This window comes from Sinosporangium album (assembly GCF_900100605.1).
Taxonomy (GTDB): Bacteria; Actinomycetota; Actinomycetes; order Streptosporangiales; family Streptosporangiaceae; genus Sinosporangium; species Sinosporangium album.
Genome location: NZ_FNCN01000012.1, coordinates 205,812 through 222,434, shown reverse-complemented (window position 1 = coordinate 222,434; position 16,623 = coordinate 205,812). Strand labels below are relative to the sequence as shown.

The window sequence follows — 16,623 nt, the reverse complement described above, 5'->3', positions numbered from 1 at the left end:
TCCTGCACAAGGGTTGGGCGCACCTCGGTCAGCGTCTTGCCGTCCTTGCCCACGATGGCGGGCGTGCCTGCGGCGTTGCTCTTGAGCGACAGGCCAGAGGGCAGGTCCAGCGGCACTCGGAACGAGACTGGACCGCTGGGCCGCTGGGCGATGGTGATCTGCTGCCGGAACCCGGTCGGGTCCGCGATCACCACCAGGTCGCGGCCCTCACCGTAGGCGTCCGGGTAGGTGGCGGTGTTCCCTTTCAGCTTGGGCTTGGGCAGTTCCGAGGGCGTGGTGATCTTCGCTGTGGCACCGGCTGCCCGGCTCTTGAGCAGGGTCTTGTCCTGGCCATCGGACAGAACGAGATCGCCCGGCGCGGACTTGGGCTTGATGGCGCCGGCGTCTTTCACCAGGGTGGTGTCGATCGGTGTGAAGCCCTTGCCGTCCGCCTTCTTGACGCGGATCGGCCGGGTGTGGAGTTCCATCCGGAGCGTCTTACCGTCGGGGTTGGCGTAGAAGGTCGCGGCTTCCGAACGCAGCGACGTGATCTCGACACGCCGCTTGTCCTTTTTGGCCTGCGCCAGCGCCTTGCCTGTGGGGGTGGCCAAGGCGCTTGGCGGCGAGGTCGTGGGCGTGGGCTCCTGGGCGTTCGCGGGCACGCTCATGATCGACAGGGGCAGCGATAGAACTGCGATCAGGGCAGCGCGATGGCGCGTTCGCGCGGGTAATCTCGGCACTGTGTGCGATGTGTTCACTCCGACCTTTCGAACAGACGTTGCAAAACTGAGTGATCATCACATATGAAACGTTTCAAGTAAAGATTCCTTTCCGCCATAGATGGGGACGAAGCACCTCATGGGGCCGAAGGGGCGCCCTGCCGTCTGGGGCAGGGCGCGGCTTCACCATCGGCCAGATCAGGCACGAGCGCGCCGTACACGAGGATGATCGCCTAGGCCACCGGATAGTCCTTCTGCGTGATCGACTCGACCATGGGTGGCCGTCTTGATCTTCTGGAAGCAGCGTTCGATGCTGCTGCGCAGCCGGTAGCGCTCCGGATCGGAGCCGACGGGCCGCCCACCGGCTGACCCCTTCTTCTTCCGGTTGGCCCGCTGATCGCTCTTCTCCGGGATGACCGCGGCGATCCGGCGGCGGCGCAGATAAGCCCGGTCGGCCTTGGAGGAGTACGCCTTGCCGGCGGCCACCGCAGCAGGGCGGGTCCGGGGCCGGCCGACCGGACCGGGAATGCGGATCCTGTCCAGCACCGTCATGAACCGCGGGCAGTCGGTGGCCTGCCCGGGCGTCAGCAGGAAGGCCAGAGGCAGCCCCGCGGCGTCGACCGCGGCATGGAGCTTGCTGCTCAGCCCGCCCCGGGACCGGCCGAGCCCGGCGGCTTTGGCCCAAGCCCTGCGCCGTCGCCGTGCGGCGGCACGGTCCCGGTCCGACGCCGCACCCGCGTCGTCCGCGTCGTCCGTGCCGGGTGCTGCCTGCGGCGCATCACCCGCAGTACCGGCGGCTGCTGCGGAAGCGGAGCCCCTTCTTCCTCGGTCAGCGCCTGCTCCAGCGCGTCCAGGGTCTCCCCGGCGACCGCCAGTCCGGCCGACTCCTGGTGCGCCCGCACGATCGTGGAGTCCACGCTGACCAGCTCCAATCCGACCTCCCGCGCGCTGTGGCCTCGGCGATCAGCGCGTCCATCAGGGCCCGGAACACCCCGGCTTTCGCCCAGCCGTTGAACCGGGAGTACACCGTGGACCAGGGCCCGTAGCGCTCCGGGACGTCACGCCGCCAGCCGGAACCGGTGCGGAACCGCCACAGGATCCCGTTGAACTGATCACGCACCCGCCGCGGCAACGGCCCTGTGGCCGCCACCGACAGGTGCGGCTCGATCAACGCCCACTCGCAATCTGTCACATCGAAGCACGCCACATCCGAGTTCTGCCAGCCACGGCCAGCCCGCCACCAGGCCTCACCTAGACTAGCGCGGGTCGCGTTGGGCGGGGGTCTTTCCCGGCGGTCCGGTCGTGTCGCCGGGTTGGCCCTCGTCAGGGTCGCCCGGGTTGGGATTTCCAGGGTCGCCGGGGTTCGTCGGCGGGTCGCCGTCGCCGGGCCCCTGGCCGTCGCCGGGGCCTTCGCCGTCCGGCGGGCCGGTGGGATTGCCGGACTGCTCGGGTGCCTGTGTGGAAGGCTGCGGGTCGGGGCCCTCAGTACGGCCGGTGCCCTGGTCCGGGTTGACGTAGCCGTCGCCAGAGCCGTCGTCGTACCAGTCGCCGCTGCCGGTCCCGTCGTTCCCGCTGTCGCCCCATCCCATGTCGGACGGCTCGGGGAACTGCTCGACGGGTTTGCCGGACATGGCCTCGGCCATGAAGGCCCGCCAGATCTGCGCCGGCAGGCCACCGCCGTATTGCGCGCCGTATCCGGGGATGGACACGGTCTTGTTGTCGTCGCGGAACATGTTCACAGCGGTCGACAACTGCGGGGTGTAACCCACGAACCACGCTGCGCCCGACTTGTCGGTGGTTCCGGTCTTGCCGGCCGCCGGCCGGTCCCACAGGCGTGCGGCGGTGCCGGTGCCGGCCTGCACCACCTGGGTCATGGCGTAGGTCGTATCGGCGGCGGTCTGCTCGCTGAAGGCACGCTTGCCGGCGACCTTGATCGTGGTCTTCTTGTCGTTCGCGCTCGTGATCGAGCGGATCACATGGGGTTCGTGGTAGATGCCCTGGGAGGCGAAGGTCGCGTAGCCCGCCGCCTGCTGTACGGCGCTGACCGACGCGACGCCGAGCGGGAAGGTGGCCGCCTGTTCGTGCTGGGAGAGCTGGCTCTCGGGGATGCCGGCCGCCTTGGCCGCGTCGGCGACCTTGTTCAGGCCGATCTGCTGGCCGAGGTCCACGAAGGCGGTGTTGACCGACTCGCGGGTGGCCGTGACCAGATTGACCTGGCCGTAGGAGCGCCCGCTCGAGTTGGGGATGGGCTGGTCGGCGGAGGCCACCCGCAGGGGTGAGTTGCCGTCGAACCGGCTGGAGAGTCCGACGCCGTCCTCCAGGGCGGCGGCCAGGGCGTACGCCTTGAAGGTGGACCCCGCCTGGACCTTCGCGTAGAAGGCGTTGTCGAACTGGCTCTCCTCCCAGGAGCGCCCCCCGTAGAACGCCAGCACCTCGCCGGAGTCCGGGTCCACGGCGGCGAGCCCCGTGCGCACCTTCTTCGGCGTGGCGTCGGGCAGGACGGAGGTGACGGCCCGCTCGGCCGCGGCCATGAGGTTCTTGTCGAAGGTCGTGACGATGCGCAGGCCGTCCTGGTTGATCTGCTCCTCGGTGTAGCCCCGCCTGGCCATCTCGGCGTTGACCTGGTCGATCATGTAGCCCTGCTGGCCCTTGGGCGTGAAGGGGGCCTTGGGCTTCTTCAACGTGGGAAAACGCTGGTCGGCGGCCTCCTCGGCGGTGAGGGCCCCGGTTTCGCGCATGGCGGCGATCACGCTCTTCCACCGCTCTTCGGCGGCCTCGCGCGTGGCCCCGGTGGGGTTGGCGAAGTTGGACGGCTGCTGGATCACGGCGGCGAGGTAGGCGCTCTCGGCCACGGTCAGCTCGCTGACGTCCTTGCGGAAGTAGGCCTCCGCGGCGGCCTGCACGCCCCACGCGCTGCGGCCGAAGTAGATGGTGTTGAGGTATTGCTCAAGCACCCAGTCCTTGGACTTTGATTGATCCACTTTGAGAGAGATCATAATCTCTTTCAACTTGCGGACAATCGATCTCTCCTGTCCGAGGCCGCTGTAGTAATTGCGCACCATCTGCTGCGTGATCGTGGATCCGCCTTGAAGCTGCTGCCCGGTGACCGTGGACCATACGGCCCGTGCCGTACCGCTGATCGAAACACCGCTATCGCGGTAGAAAGACCGGTTTTCAACGGCAATAACCGCATCCCTCAGATGTTTGGGCACCTTCGCGAGTTCGACCCGCTTGCGATTGACGCCTTGCTTGGCGAGCACGGTCTTTCCGTCGCGGTAATAGATCACCGACGCCTGGGCCGTGGCCTCCGGTTGGGTGCTGTCCGGGATGGGAGTGAGGGCCCAGGCCACGGCGAACGCCCCCGCGGCCAGCACCAGTCCCCCTGTAGCGAAAATCAGTAGTATCCGGAGAATTCGCCGCTTTCGCACGCCTATCTCCGCCCCTCGAACACGCCACTACCCCCACTTACCCATCGCCCGCTCCCCCGGCTCGGGCAAGAGTTCAGGGTAAGCGATCGATTATGGTGCTTGTGTTTTCCTGAAAGGTCTTCTCAACCCGCGGCCCCGAACAGCAAGATCGACTTAAGCTGATCTGTGGCTTTCGACCCAGTTGCCTGGGGTTCGCGGAAAGAGATGAACAACCTTCCCCTCAGGATGCTAAGCGCTACCGCTGGCGATGACGCGGAACATCTGCGACGAGTGGCAGCACCCGATACGGCACCGGGGTGTCCAGAGCGATCACCGACGAGGTCCTCAATACGCCCGGTACCTCGACGACCAGGTCGATGACGCGCTGCAGATCGGCGTTGCTGCGCGCCACCACCCGGCAGAACAAATCACCCCCTCCGGATGTCGTGTGGACCTCCAGGACCTCCGGAATGCGCGCGAGGCCGTGAGCCACCGGATCGTGTCCGCTGATCTGGCGAATCTCCAATGTGACGAACGCCATGACGTCGTAGCCGAGGGCGGCGGGTGAGACGTCGGGGCCGAACCCGGTGATCACGCCACGGGCGATCAGACGGTCGAGCCTCGCCTGCACGGTTCCCCGGGCCACGTTGAGGCGCCGCGAACACTCCAGCACACCCAACCTCGGCTCCTCGGTCAGGAGAGCGATCAGACGGGCGTCGAGCTGATCAATTGTCATGATGTACAGCTACTCCGCGATCGGCGAGGGATATCCCTACAGGTTGTCCAGTGATTTCTTCCACTGTTGCACAACCCGCCCATCAAATCCGACAGTGGCGGCATGAACGACATCTTCCCTGTTCACGGAATGGACGCCGTCGTGTTCGCGGTGGGCAACGCCAAGCAGGCGGCCCACTACTACTCGACCGCCTTCGGGATGCGCCTGGTGGCCTACCGGGGCCCGGAGAACGGCAGCCGCGACGAGGCCGCCTACGTCCTCACCTCCGGTAGCGCCCGCTTTGTGTTCCGGGGCCCCGTCCGGGCCGGCACCGACCTCGCCCGGCACGTCGCCGAACACAGCGACGGTGTGACCGACCTCGCCCTCGACGTGCCGGACGTGGACGCCGCCTACGCACACGCGGTCAAGGCCGGCGCCCGCGGGCTGGAAGAGCCGCACACCCTCGAAGACGAGCACGGCAAGGTGCGCGTGGCCGCCATCGCGGCGTACGGCGAGACCCGCCACACCCTGATCGACCGGTCCAACTACTCGGGCCACTACCTGCCGGGCTTCGTCGCCGCCGAGCCGCTCGTGGCCGCGCCCGACGTCAAGAACGGACGCGTCTTCCAGGCGATCGACCACTGCGTGGGCAACGTCGAACTCGGCAAGATGGACGAGTGGGTCGAGTTCTACAAGCGTGTCATGGGCTTCACCAACATGGCGGAGTTCATCGGTGACGACATCGCGACCGAGTACTCCGCGCTGATGTCCAAGGTCGTGGCCGACGGCAGCCGCAAGGTCAAGTTCCCGCTCAACGAGCCGGCCATCAGCAAGAAGAAGTCCCAGATCGACGAATACCTGGAGTTCTACGGCGGGCCCGGCGTCCAGCACATCGCCCTGTCCACCAACGACATCCTCACCACCGTCGACCACATGCGGGCCGCGGGCGTGGAGTTCCTGGCCACCCCGGACTCCTACTACGACGACCCCGAGCTGCGGTCCCGCATCGGCGAGGTCCGGGTGCCCATCGAGGAGCTGAAGAAGCGCCGCATCCTGGTCGACCGTGACGAGGACGGCTACCTCCTCCAGATCTTCACCAAGCCTGTCCAGGACCGGCCGACCGTGTTCTTCGAGCTCATCGAGCGGCACGGGTCGCTCGGCTTCGGCAAGGGCAACTTCAAGGCGCTCTTCGAGGCCATCGAGCGCGAGCAGGAGCTGCGCGGCAACCTCTGACCAGCGCCTTCGACCGGGAACCCGTAGCGGTTCTTTGCGCGTCGCGGGCTTTGCCACAAGCGGTGCGTGGTGATCTCCCCACAATGGGAGCACCACCACCGCCTCCTGGCGAACCACCGCAAGAGCCGCCACAAGAGCCACCGCAGGAGCCGCCGCAGGAGCCGCCGCAGGAGCCGCCGCAGGAGCCGCCGCAGGAGCCGCCGCCCAGGCCGCCCTACCGTGATCCGTACATCGAACCCCCGGAGAGCTTCGGCGAGACCGGGCAACCAGGCCAGGCAGGCGGCCAACCGGGCCAACCCGGCGGACCGTATGGCGAGCAGCCATCCCAGGGCGGGCAGCCCTATGAGCAGCCGCAATACGGGGCGACCCCGCCGTACGGCGCCGCCCGGGGCCGCGGCCCGGTGCCCATGCCTCTCGGCGGGCGGTGGCGGCGGCTGTTCGCGGGCATCCTGGACGGGATCATCATCGGCATCCTCGCCCTCCCGTTCACCTGGCAGACCTGGGGATTCGTCTGGACTCTGGGCGGCTCGGCGTGGAGCAAGGCCAGCATCGGCCAGGCGTACATCATCGCTCTGATCGCCTTCCTCTACTACTGGCTGCTGCACGCGTACTGGAACGGCCAGACAATCGGGAAGAAGGTCTTCGGCCTGCGCGTCGTCAGCGAAACCGGGACAAGAGCCGGCGTCGGCCAGGTCGCGATACGGCAGGGCGTGATGGCGGTGCTCTCCTGGCTCTGCTGCCTGTGGATCATCGACCTCGGCTGGATCCTGTTCGACCCCAGAAAACAAGCCGCCCACGACAAGGCGGCACGCACCCTGGTCGTCGATAGCTGACCTGCGATGATTACTTAGCGTAAGATCAGCTCACCCATCGGGGGCACCGCCGCGGGCAGCAGCGCCGCAGGCGGCATCTTCACCACAAGGGGCGAGCACGGCTGATGAGGTCCTGGCCAGCGGCAACGACGATGTCCATCACCGTGCTCGGGCTGCTCGCCTGCTCGGCATCCAACGGCGCGAGCCTGTCCCAGGGGCAGCGCACACCCGCCGCAGGCGCCGTGCGGCCGACGGGCGACGCCGCCTCCCTCAAGGAGGCCGTCGGCGCGCCGGGGATAGGCGACCCGGACTTCCCCGCCGACGGCAACGGCGGCTATGACGTGTCGCACTACAGCCTGAAACTCTCCTACACCCCGGCCAACAAGCACCTCGCCGGCGTCGCCGCCATCAGCGCCACGGCGCTCCACGACCTCGTGAGGTTCAACCTCGACCTGTCGGGGCTGCACGTGGACGGCGTGCTGATCGACGGGGAGCCGGCGGAGTTTCAAAGGTCGGGGTCCGAGCTCGTGGTGAAGCCGCCGCGGCGCATCGGCAAGGGGGAGAAGTTCACCACCAGGGTGACCTACTCCGGCACCCCGAAGCCGGTGCGCGACTCCAGCAACCTCGGGATCTACGGGTTCGTGCCGACCTCCGACGGCGCGTTCGTCGTCTGCGAGCCCAACGGCGCCAAAACGTGGTTCCCCTCCAACGACCACCCCTCCGATAAGGCCACCTTCGACTTCGAGCTGACCGTGCCCGAAGGGCTCACCGCCCTCGCCAACGGCGAGCTCGTCGGCGGTCCGGTCACCGCCGAGGGGAAGACCACCTTCCTGTGGCGCGAACGGCACCCCATGGTGACCTATCTCGCCACGATGACCCTCGGCGAGTTCGCCACACGCACCGGCACGACCGACCGCGGCCTGCCCAACTTCGCCGCCACGGCACCGAGGTTCGACGGCCAGCTCGACCGGGTCTTCCGCCTGTCCGGCGAGATCACGGACTACTGGAGCACGATCTTCGGGCCTTACCCCTTCTCCTCCACCGGCGGCGTCATCGACGACTTCCACACGGGTTACGCCCTGGAGAACCAGACCAAGCCGATGTACGGCGGGTTCATCCCCGACGAGTCCATCATCGCTCACGAGCTGGCCCACCAGTGGTTCGGCAACAGCGTGAGCATCAAGCGGTGGAAGGACCTGTGGCTCAACGAAGGCTTCGCGACCTACGCCGAGTGGCTGTGGTCGGAGCACCGCGGCCTTCTCACCGCTGAGCAGATCTTCACCGGGCGCCTGTCCATGGTCGACTCCCCCGTGTGGAGCTATCCGCCCGGCAGGGCGAAGCCGGACGACCTGTTCCACGAGTCGGTCTACAACCGGGGCGCCATGGCGCTCCACGCGCTGCGGCAGCGCATCGGCGACGCCGCCTTCTTCACGCTGCTGCGCACCTGGGTGCGCGACCACGCGTACGGCCACGCCACGACGGACGACTTCGTCGCCTTGGCCGAACGGCTCTCCGGCAAGAACCTCGACCGGCTTTTCGACACGTGGCTGTTCAAGCAGGGGCGCCCGCGCTGGCCGGAACGCGGGGACGCCGCCCGCTCCCGCGCCGACCGGCCGGGAGCGCGGATCACGCTCCCCGCACCGCACGCACACCCCCACGGCCCCCGCACGGCCGTCCCCCAGCCGGTGTCCTCACCGCCGCGGCCCGAGGCGTCTCGAACCTGACCGCATCACATTGAGGGCCGTGCCTCAGGCAGTGAGGGCTTGCCCTCCGTGTAGAGCCATGACCTGAACAAGGGGTCGAGGTCGCGCCCGGAGATCTGCTCGGCCAGGGCCAGCAGGTCGGCGGTGCGGGCGACCCCGTGCGCGTGCTTGGACGTCCACTGCTTCAGCAGCGTGAAGAAGTCGCCGTCGCCGAGCGCCATGCGCAGGGCGTGAACGGTCATCGCCCCCCGGGTGTAGACGGAACCGGCGAACAGCTCGTCGCGCCCCGGGTCGCCCGGCAGGGGCTTGTGCCACAACTTGTTGTCGTCAGGGGCGGCGTAGTAACGGTCGAAGCGGACCTGAGCCCGCTCGCCCCCGTGCTGCTCGGCCCAGAGCCACTCGGCATAGGTGGCGAAGCCCTCGTTGAGCCAGATGTCGCGCCAGTCGGCCGGTGACACGCTGTTGCCGAACCACTGGTGGGCCATCTCATGCACGATGAGGCTGGTCGAGGGCACCCCTCCGTCGTAGACGGGCCGGGTCTGGGTTTCGAGCGCGTATCCGACGCCGGCCGCCTCGACGATGCCGCCGATCGACGAGTAGGGGTAGGGGCCGAACACCTTGCCGGCCCAGTCGACCACCTGGGCGGTCCTGGCGTGCAGACCGCCCTCGTCGGCGAAGGCCGCGTCGACGGCGGTGATGTTGAGCAGGCCCTTGCTCCTGCTGCGCTTGACCTTGAACTTGCCGATGGCGATCGTCAGCAGGTAGCTCGCGGTCGGCTCGTCGATGGTCCACACCGAGGTCGTGCGTCCGCCGCGGGTGCTCTCGGGGCCCTGCGGTTCGCCGCTCGCGAGGACGGTGAGCCCCTTCGGCACGGTGACGCGCACGCGGTAGGACGCCTTGTCCCCGGGGTGGTCGTTGGCGGGGAAGAACGACCGGGCGCCGTCGGGCTCGGACATCACCACGGCGCCGTCCGAGGTCGGCAGCCAGCCATATCTCCCGAGGGCCTTGTCGTGGATCCCCTTGAGCGCGCCGGAGTAGGCGACCTCGACCCGGAACTCCCGGCCGTTGCCGAGGGGGCGCGACGGGGTGACGATCAGCTCCTGGCCCTCGCGCCGGAAGGCCGCCGCCCGCCCGTCCACGGTGACCCGCTTGACCGCCGGCCCGTCGAAGTCGAGGTTGAACCGCGACAGACCCTGGGTGGCCTTGGCGCGGATCACCGCCGTGGCCTCCACGGCGCGCGTGCCGGGCGTGTAGTCGAAGGCGAGGTCGTAGTGCAGCGCGTCGTAACCGCCGTTGCCCGCGTTCGGGAAGTAGGAGTCGCCGACTCCGGCGGCGCCCGGCGTGGCCGGCGCGGCCGGCGTGGCCGGCGCGGCCGACGTGGCCGGCGCGGCCGACGGGGCCGCGAGCCGGGCGGACCCGGTCACGGGCGGAGCCGCGCCCGCGACCGCCGCCGGGGCGACCAGCGACAGCGCTGTGGCGACGGCCGCGACCACGACGGGAAGGGTTACGCGCATGAGGGACTCCTGGCCTGGGGGTGGATTCCCAGGGAAGTTACCCCCTGTGCTCGCTCCCGGTCCACTGATCGCCCATAGATCTCCCCAGTGTTCGAGCGATCTACAGCCGGAGCCCCGCCAACCCCTCCCAACAGCGCAAACACCCCGCGACTGCCCGCGCCATGCCGTACGGCACAGGCGGGTGCGATCACCCGAAGAAGAGCTTGTATCCGTCTCCCCGGAGGGCGCCGAGCACCTCGTCGCAGTGGGCCGGTCCCTTGGTTTCGAGCTGCAGCAGCACCTCGACCTCGTCCAAATGCAGCCGCGCTCCCACGCGCTCGTGCACGACTTCGAGCACGTTGGCCCCGAGGTCGGCCAGCCTGCCGAGCAGGGTGGCGAGGGCGCCGGGCCGGTCGGACAGCCGGATGCGGAACGCGAGGTAGCGCCCGGCCGCGGCCAGGCCGTGGCGCAGCACCTTGGACAGGAGCAGCGGGTCGATGTTGCCGCCGGACAGCACGGCGACGACGGGCGGGTCGAAGGCGTGGGGGTGGGCGAGGACGGCGGCGACCCCGGCGATACCGGCGGGCTCGACGACCTGCTTGGAACGTTCGAGGCAGAGGACGAGCGCCTTGGAGATCTCCTCTTCCGAGACCGTCACAACGCTGTCGACCAGGTAGTGGATGAGCTCGAACGGCAGGTCGCCCGGCCTGCCGACGGCGATCCCGTCGGCCATGGTCGTCGCTGGTTCGACGAGGACGGGGTGGCCGGCGGCGAGGGAGGCGGGGTAGGCGGCGGCCCGCTCCGCCTGGACGCCGACGACGCGGATGCCGGGCCGCAGGGACTTGGCTGCCAGGGCGAGGCCAGCGGCCAGCCCGCCCCCGCCGATGGAGACGACGATCGTGCCGGTGGCGGGGAGCTGCTCGATGATCTCCAGCCCGATGGTGCCCTGGCCGGCGATGACGTCGGGGTGGTCGAACGGGTGGATGAACACCGCGCCGGTCTGCTCGGCGTGTTCGCGGGCGGCGGCGAGGGCGCTGTCCACGGTGTGCCCGGCGAAGACGACGTCGGCGCCGTAAGAGCGCGTCGCCGCGATCTTGGGCAGTGGCGCCCCTTCGGGCATGTAGACCGTGGCCTTGGCTCCGACGAGCCCCGCGCCGAGCGCGACGCCCTGGGCGTGGTTGCCCGCGCTGGCGGCGACCACGCCGCGCGACCGCTCCTCCTCGGTGAGCCTGGCGATCCTCACGTAAGCCCCGCGGACCTTGAACGAGCCCGCCCGCTGGAGGTTCTCGCACTTGAGGTAGACCGGTCCGCCCACGGTCTCCGAGAGCAGGCGCGAGTGCAGGACGGGCGTGTGCACGATCACGTCGGACAGCAGCTCGCGGGCGGCGACCACATCGTCATAGGTCACCTCGTCATTGGCCATGACAGAAGTCTCCCACCTGCCTGTCCGATAAGCCGACTTGACCATACTTCGCCACACGAAGTATGTTCTCCGCCATGGCTAAAGGACCCACGGTCAGCGAGCCCACGTACTTCATCCTCGCCGCGCTCCTCGATGGCCCGCTCCACGGGCACGGGATCATCAAGCGGACGCTGGCTCTGTCGGACAACCGGGTGAAGCTGCCGGTGGGCACACTCTACGGCGCACTTGACCGACTCGCCGCCGGCGGGTTGATCGCCGTCGATCGCGAGGAGGTCGTAGACGGCCGTCCACGCCGCTATTTCGTGATCACGGACGAGGGCCGTGGAGTCGTCTCCGCCGAGGCCCTGCGCATGGCGCAGGCCGCCACAGTGGTGATCAGCCGGATACCCCGGCCCGGGGCGACCTTCTCATGACCATCGGCACCGAGTCTCGTGCCACGACGGGGACTGGCACGAGATTGAGGGCACAGCGCCCCGAACGGCGTCCAGAGCAGCGCCTGGAACGGCGCTGCCGGTCCCTCCTGCGGGTCTACCCCCGCGGATACCGCGACGGATACGGCGAAGAGCTCATAGGCACCCTGCTGGACACCGCAGAGCCCGGCAGGACCTTCCCTTCGTTCCACGAGTCCCTCGCCCTGGTCCGGGGTGGGCTCCGGGCCAGGGTCGAGTATGCGGCGGTCGGCGCCCCGTGGGTGGACGGTCTGCACCTCGGAACGCTGATCCTGGCAGTGGCGAACCTCGCCTATCTCATGCCCTTCATAGGGACGATCCCCCTCTGGGTGGGCATGTCGGCGTTCCTGGTGCTGGCCGTGATGCGCGGCCGACTGTGGATGGCACTGCCGTTGTCCGCGCTGATCGGCCTCAAGGCCGGCTCAGTCGCGCTCGGAGTGCCTCTGCTGGACCCCACGCTACTGCCGGTCGTGTCAGCCGATCTCTGGAATCGGCCGGCGATGTACGGCGTGGGCGGACCGGTGGCCCCGGTGATCACGCACGGCCTGCTTTTCCTGGGGATCGCGGCGCTCGCCGTACGAAGAGAGCGGGTAAAGGCGCGTTCTTGGTGGTGGTGGGCGGCGGTGCCCGTGTTGACGTTCAGCGACCCGGCGTCGCTGAACGTCGCAGCGCAGGGCGTCGGCACCATGAGCAGGATCGCACTGGAGGCGGCGCTTCTGCTGGCGGCCGTCTTCGCCGGATACACCGCACGGGACTCCCGGTGGGCGATCGCAGCGGCGATCTACCTCGTATCGATGCTCGCCATCCCTGTGGAGAACCTCGCCGGGAACCTCATTCCCTACACCGGGCAGGACGTAGCCCACTGGTTGTCGCTCATCCTCCTGACGGCGGCCGCCTCCGCCATGCCGTACCAAGCCGGGCGGCAGATCCTGCTGTGATCCGGCGGGCCGAACGGCCCGCCCTCGATAACCCTTGACGTCTGAGTGCCACAGCGGCATTGCGCGGCGATGTGCGCTCTCCTCGCCATGCCCTGTTCCCAGAAACTCCCGGGGACGGGGCCGGCACTCCCACCATGAACGGAGTAGCCATCCCATGTCCGCGAAAAGGTATGCCGGAGTTCTCACGCTCGCCGTCGCCCTGCTGGCCGGCTGCGGCGGCTCGCAGGAGCCTCCGAGCAGTGCGGCACCGGCCACGACCTCTCCCGCAAGCGGCCAGGCAAAATTGCTTCAGCTGCAGAACGCCATCTCCGCCTGCATGAAATCCAACGGCTTCAAATACATCGCATACGCTCCTGCCCGAAAAGAGGAGTCGGTGGGCGGCAGCACGAAGTCCGGGGATTACGAGGCCATGCGCAAAATCCGTTCCAAGTACGGATACACCGTCTTTGCCATAAACGTCTACGGACCGTCCCCTGAGTTCGTCAAGCGCCCTGCCGAAAGCGACCCGAACCGCGAGATCCAGATGAAGCTATCCCCTACTCAACGTGACGCATATCGAGGCGCAATCGACTCCTGCACGGCCAAGGCGGCCAAGTCCATCCTCAACCTCGACCTGAAAACCCGATCAGACTTGCTGCTGGCCCAGAAGAAAGCGGCGGACGAGGCCCGTGATCGACACCTCAACGGGGACTCCGTCCTGGTCGGACTAGCCCAGAAGTTCGGCGACTGCATGAAAGTCAAGGGCTATACCATATCATCACTCAAGCCCGTGCAGATCGCCAACCGCGGAGCCACCCACTTTTTGGATCTAAGCACAATTGCGACCGAGAGCTCCCCAGAGCAGTCGCCACAGGAGCAGGAAAAGCGCAAGCAACAGGACAAGGCGCACCTGGACAAAGAGATCAAGGACGCGCTGGACGACCTTGAATGCGGCAAAGAATTCTATGCCGCCTACATGCCCAAAGAGAGCGACGTCACCCAGAAGGTGCAGGACGAGTACGGCGTCGCCTACTGAGAAAAACCCGAAAAGGCGACATCGCTCGGCTCTCTCCCCATGCTCACCATGTCTCACCATGTAAGGAACGGAGCTTTCATGTTAGCGAAGACGTACACCGGAGCCCTCATGCTCTCGGTCGCCCTGCTGGCCGGATGCGGCGGCGGGAGCGACACGGCGGCGGACTCGGCCGCCCCGGCCGCCGACGGCGCCTCGCCGGCCACCGGGAACGACAAGGGGAAACTCGTGCAGGAGAGCATCGGAAAATGTATGAAGGGCAAAGGGTTCAAGTACATCGCCTATTCGCGTCCCCGTGACAGCAGCGAGCAGGGGCGCAAGTATCAGAACGGTGACTATCAGACCCTCAAACAGGAACGGACGAAGCACGGCTACGGTGTCTTCTCCTATGACGTCAACCCCGAGGTCGGCACGTTTCCCGACGCGCCGACGGACCCGAACGGGAAGATCAGAGAACAGCTCTCCTCCAGCCAGCAGGCGTCGTATCAAAATGCTTTGGAGACATGCACGGTGGAGGCCGCAAAATCCGTGCTCGGAATGAAAGTCTCCTCCTTCGATGAGATAACCAAGACCCAGATGGACGCTATCAACAATGGGATGGAACGCGGTCTTAACGGTGACACCGATCTGATCGGCATGGCACAGAAGTTCGGCGACTGCATGAAGTCCAAGGGATACGCGGTCACGTCGCTCAAACCGATGGACGTCGCCAACCGGGGACACAATTTTTTCTCCGGCGAGCGGGGCAAGCTCCTCGGGCAGAATCCCGACCAGGCGAATGCGATAGGCGGGGAAAATAAAGTCCCGCCGGCCCGGGCCCGGCAACACCTCACTCGGGAGATCAAGGACGCGCTCGATGATCTGGAATGCGGCAAGGACTTCTACGCCGCCTACCATCCCAAGGTGGCAGAAGTCATTGCGCAGGTGCGCCGGGAATACGCCGTGACCGCCGGACTCGATTTCTAGGCCACCTCTCCCCAGGTTGAAAACTCAGAGGAGAACCGGTGAAATCCCCCAAGCGGGTCCTGGCGATCATTGTGTGCGGGGTCCTGCTCATCGCAGGGGCGGGCTGGCTGGTCGGTGCCCAACTGCGGTCACCCGCCGATGAGGCCGCCTCCCGCAAGCCGCCGCCCCCCTCGTTCATCACCGTGGCGGTCGAAAAGAAGAAGCTCACCAGCACCGTCACACTGAACGGCACCCTGGCCTACGGCTCGCCGCTGCCCGTCACCCTCGGCGGGATGGTGGGCACCGGCACGGCGGCCGGTACGGCGGAGGCGCAGCGGGTCACACGCCCGCCCCGCGTGGGCCGGGTCCGTGAGGGGTCGGTACTGATGGAGGTCAACGGACGGCCGGTGTTCACCTTGCGGGGCAGGGAGCCGATGCACCGGACGATCGCCCTCGGCACCTCGGGCGCCGATGTGCGGCAGCTCCAGCGAGCGCTGCGCAGGCTCGGGTTCAACAGCCCCACCTCGGGCACGTTCGACCAGGGCACGGCCGCCGCGCTGAAGAACTGGTATGCGAAGAAGGGATACGAGGCTCAGGAGCCCAACCTTGAGGCGCGCCGGGCGATCGACGAGCTGCGACGCGGTGTGCGATCCGCCGAGGAGACGCTGCTCACCGAGAAGAAGGCGCTCGACGAAGACCGCGACGTCTACCACCTGAAGGCCAAGTACGACAACGCACGCCGAGAAGTCGAGCAGGCGCAGAAGGCGCTGCGGCGCACACGGGACACGGAGCTGACGCCTGATGACCGGGACAAGATCGAGACGTTGCAGGCCGCCGTCCGCACCGCCGAGGAGAGCCTGCTCGAAGCCGAGCAGGCTCTGGAAGGGGCCAAACCCGAGGATGACAAGCGGCTGCTCGAACTCAAAGTCGCCAACGCCAGTCAGAATCTGGACGCGGCGAACGCCGCCCTCGCGAACTACGGCGAGCAGCAGACGCTGACGCGGGAGAAGCTGCTGGAGGAGCAGCGCAAGGCGCTGCGCACGGCGGACGAGGCGTTCTTGGCCGCTGAACGCGAGCTGCGCAACGCCCGCAGGCTCTCCCCTCAGCGCTTGAAGGTGACCAATGCCCGGCAGAACCTGGCCGACGCCAAGCGGCTGCTGGCCGAACAGCTCGAGACGTACGGCGTCAGCCTGCCCCCCGGTGAAATCGTCTTCCTCCCCTCCCTGCCGGCGCGGATCGACAAAGTGGAGGTCAAGGCGGGTGCGGTGGTGGAGAACAAGGTGGCCACGGTGACCAGTTCAGCCTTCGCCGTCACCGGATCGGTGGACGTCTCCGAGACGAAACTCCTCAAAGTCGGGCTGTCGGCCACCCTGGAGAGCGGTGACGGACGCACTTTCCCCGCCAAGCTCACGGCCATCGGCGAGAAGGCCAAGGTCGAGACCGAGGACAAGCCCAAGGGGCAGGGAGAGCAGGCCGAGGACCCGTCCGTGGGAGCCGAGCCGGTGCTGCTCACCCCGACGGTGACCAAGGGTTTGCGACCGCTCGTCGGCACCCCGGTCACCGTACGCGTCTCCGTGGGCGAGACCGACGATCCCGTGCTCTCGGTGCCGGTGGCCGCGGTCGTGACGTCGGCCGACGGCAAGCCGCGGGTGCAGGTGGAGACGAGTACGGACAAGACCAAGGACGTCGAGGTCCGCACCGGGCTCACGGCGGACGGGAACGTGGAGGTCACGCCGGTGAACTCCGGGGATCTCAAAGAGGGCGACCGGGTCGTGGTCGGAAATGCGTGACATAC

The 16,623-nt window shown here is 67.7% G+C and carries 15 protein-coding genes and 1 pseudogene; 8 read left to right on the top strand and 8 right to left on the bottom strand.

The annotated features are described in order from the left end of the window. The 6 genes and pseudogenes from BLQ73_RS15405 to BLQ73_RS15385 form a co-directional block, all read right to left on the bottom strand. Positions 1 to 647: pseudogene (locus tag BLQ73_RS15405) on the bottom strand (hypothetical protein); the annotation flags it as partial. Positions 648 to 896: 249 nt separating this feature from the next. Continuing rightward, positions 897 to 1,304, bottom strand: a complete 408-nt coding sequence (locus tag BLQ73_RS34085) for a transposase (protein WP_245691104.1) — start codon at positions 1,302 to 1,304, stop codon at positions 897 to 899. A gap of 35 nt (positions 1,305 to 1,339) precedes the next feature. Continuing rightward, positions 1,340 to 1,630, bottom strand: coding sequence for a hypothetical protein (locus tag BLQ73_RS34080; protein ID WP_245691100.1), 291 nt, complete (start codon positions 1,628 to 1,630; stop codon positions 1,340 to 1,342). After that, complete coding sequence (locus BLQ73_RS35030; RefSeq protein ID WP_176955466.1) at positions 1,528 to 1,890, bottom strand: transposase; 363 nt, start codon at positions 1,888 to 1,890, stop codon at positions 1,528 to 1,530. The genes BLQ73_RS34080 and BLQ73_RS35030 overlap by 103 nt, the downstream gene beginning before the upstream one ends. 64 nt (positions 1,891 to 1,954) lie before the next feature. Then, complete coding sequence (locus BLQ73_RS15390; protein ID WP_245691099.1) at positions 1,955 to 4,072, bottom strand: transglycosylase domain-containing protein; 2,118 nt, start codon at positions 4,070 to 4,072, stop codon at positions 1,955 to 1,957. Positions 4,073 to 4,361: 289 nt separating this feature from the next. After that, the gene (locus BLQ73_RS15385) at positions 4,362 to 4,841 is read right to left on the bottom strand and encodes an Lrp/AsnC family transcriptional regulator (RefSeq protein WP_093171118.1); all 480 of its coding nucleotides are present in this window, start codon (positions 4,839 to 4,841) and stop codon (positions 4,362 to 4,364) included. A 102-nt stretch (positions 4,842 to 4,943) separates the two neighbouring features. On the opposite strand from BLQ73_RS15385, the gene hppD reads away from it, so the two are divergent. The 3 genes from hppD to BLQ73_RS15365 all read left to right on the top strand — a co-directional run bounded on the left by hppD (position 4,944) and on the right by BLQ73_RS15365 (position 8,589). Then, positions 4,944 to 6,053 (top strand): 4-hydroxyphenylpyruvate dioxygenase, encoded by a 1,110-nt coding sequence (gene hppD, locus BLQ73_RS15380; RefSeq protein ID WP_093171148.1) that lies wholly within the window; start codon positions 4,944 to 4,946, stop codon positions 6,051 to 6,053. A gap of 83 nt (positions 6,054 to 6,136) precedes the next feature. Then, positions 6,137 to 6,886 (top strand): RDD family protein, encoded by a 750-nt coding sequence (locus BLQ73_RS31370; protein WP_143020283.1) that lies wholly within the window; start codon positions 6,137 to 6,139, stop codon positions 6,884 to 6,886. 104 nt (positions 6,887 to 6,990) lie between these two features. Then, a complete protein-coding gene (locus tag BLQ73_RS15365) occupies positions 6,991 to 8,589 on the top strand; it encodes a M1 family metallopeptidase (RefSeq protein WP_093171116.1) in 1,599 nt (532 codons plus the stop codon). A gap of 5 nt (positions 8,590 to 8,594) precedes the next feature. Here BLQ73_RS15365 and BLQ73_RS15360 read toward each other — a convergent pair whose 3' ends face one another. Together BLQ73_RS15360 and ilvA are read right to left on the bottom strand one after the other, a co-directional pair. Further along, entirely contained in the window at positions 8,595 to 10,082 is a 1,488-nt protein-coding gene (locus tag BLQ73_RS15360; RefSeq protein ID WP_093171115.1) for a M1 family metallopeptidase, read from the bottom strand. 187 nt (positions 10,083 to 10,269) lie between these two features. After that, positions 10,270 to 11,484: a threonine ammonia-lyase gene (ilvA, locus tag BLQ73_RS15355; RefSeq protein ID WP_093171114.1), complete on the bottom strand. Its 1,215-nt coding sequence runs from the start codon at positions 11,482 to 11,484 to the stop codon at positions 10,270 to 10,272. Positions 11,485 to 11,558: 74 nt separating this feature from the next. On the opposite strand from ilvA, the gene BLQ73_RS15350 reads away from it, so the two are divergent. From BLQ73_RS15350 to BLQ73_RS15330, 5 genes are all read left to right on the top strand, one after another. After that, positions 11,559 to 11,897: a PadR family transcriptional regulator gene (locus BLQ73_RS15350; protein WP_245691098.1), complete on the top strand. Its 339-nt coding sequence runs from the start codon at positions 11,559 to 11,561 to the stop codon at positions 11,895 to 11,897. Between the two features lie 44 nt (positions 11,898 to 11,941). Continuing rightward, a complete protein-coding gene (locus BLQ73_RS15345; RefSeq protein ID WP_093171112.1) occupies positions 11,942 to 12,871 on the top strand; it encodes a hypothetical protein in 930 nt (309 codons plus the stop codon). Between the two features lie 154 nt (positions 12,872 to 13,025). After that, positions 13,026 to 13,886 (top strand): hypothetical protein, encoded by an 861-nt coding sequence (locus tag BLQ73_RS15340; protein WP_093171111.1) that lies wholly within the window; start codon positions 13,026 to 13,028, stop codon positions 13,884 to 13,886. 78 nt (positions 13,887 to 13,964) lie between these two features. After that, positions 13,965 to 14,849, top strand: a complete 885-nt coding sequence (locus BLQ73_RS15335; RefSeq protein ID WP_093171110.1) for a hypothetical protein — start codon at positions 13,965 to 13,967, stop codon at positions 14,847 to 14,849. A gap of 38 nt (positions 14,850 to 14,887) precedes the next feature. After that, complete coding sequence (locus tag BLQ73_RS15330) at positions 14,888 to 16,618, top strand: peptidoglycan-binding protein (RefSeq protein WP_093171109.1); 1,731 nt, start codon at positions 14,888 to 14,890, stop codon at positions 16,616 to 16,618. Positions 16,619 to 16,623: the final 5 nt, after the last annotated feature.

Coding starts and splice junctions, on each gene's coding strand:
- BLQ73_RS15385 (WP_093171118.1), bottom strand. CDS start 4,841: ATGACAATTGATCAGCTCGACGCCCGTCTGATCGCTCTCCTGACCGAG.
- BLQ73_RS15360 (WP_093171115.1), bottom strand. CDS start 10,082: ATGCGCGTAACCCTTCCCGTCGTGGTCGCGGCCGTCGCCACAGCGCTG.
- BLQ73_RS15335 (WP_093171110.1), top strand. CDS start 13,965: ATGTTAGCGAAGACGTACACCGGAGCCCTCATGCTCTCGGTCGCCCTG.
- BLQ73_RS15350 (WP_245691098.1), top strand. CDS start 11,559: ATGGCTAAAGGACCCACGGTCAGCGAGCCCACGTACTTCATCCTCGCC.
- BLQ73_RS31370 (WP_143020283.1), top strand. CDS start 6,137: ATGGGAGCACCACCACCGCCTCCTGGCGAACCACCGCAAGAGCCGCCA.
- BLQ73_RS15340 (WP_093171111.1), top strand. CDS start 13,026: ATGTCCGCGAAAAGGTATGCCGGAGTTCTCACGCTCGCCGTCGCCCTG.
- hppD (WP_093171148.1), top strand. CDS start 4,944: ATGAACGACATCTTCCCTGTTCACGGAATGGACGCCGTCGTGTTCGCG.
- ilvA (WP_093171114.1), bottom strand. CDS start 11,484: ATGGCCAATGACGAGGTGACCTATGACGATGTGGTCGCCGCCCGCGAG.
- BLQ73_RS15365 (WP_093171116.1), top strand. CDS start 6,991: ATGAGGTCCTGGCCAGCGGCAACGACGATGTCCATCACCGTGCTCGGG.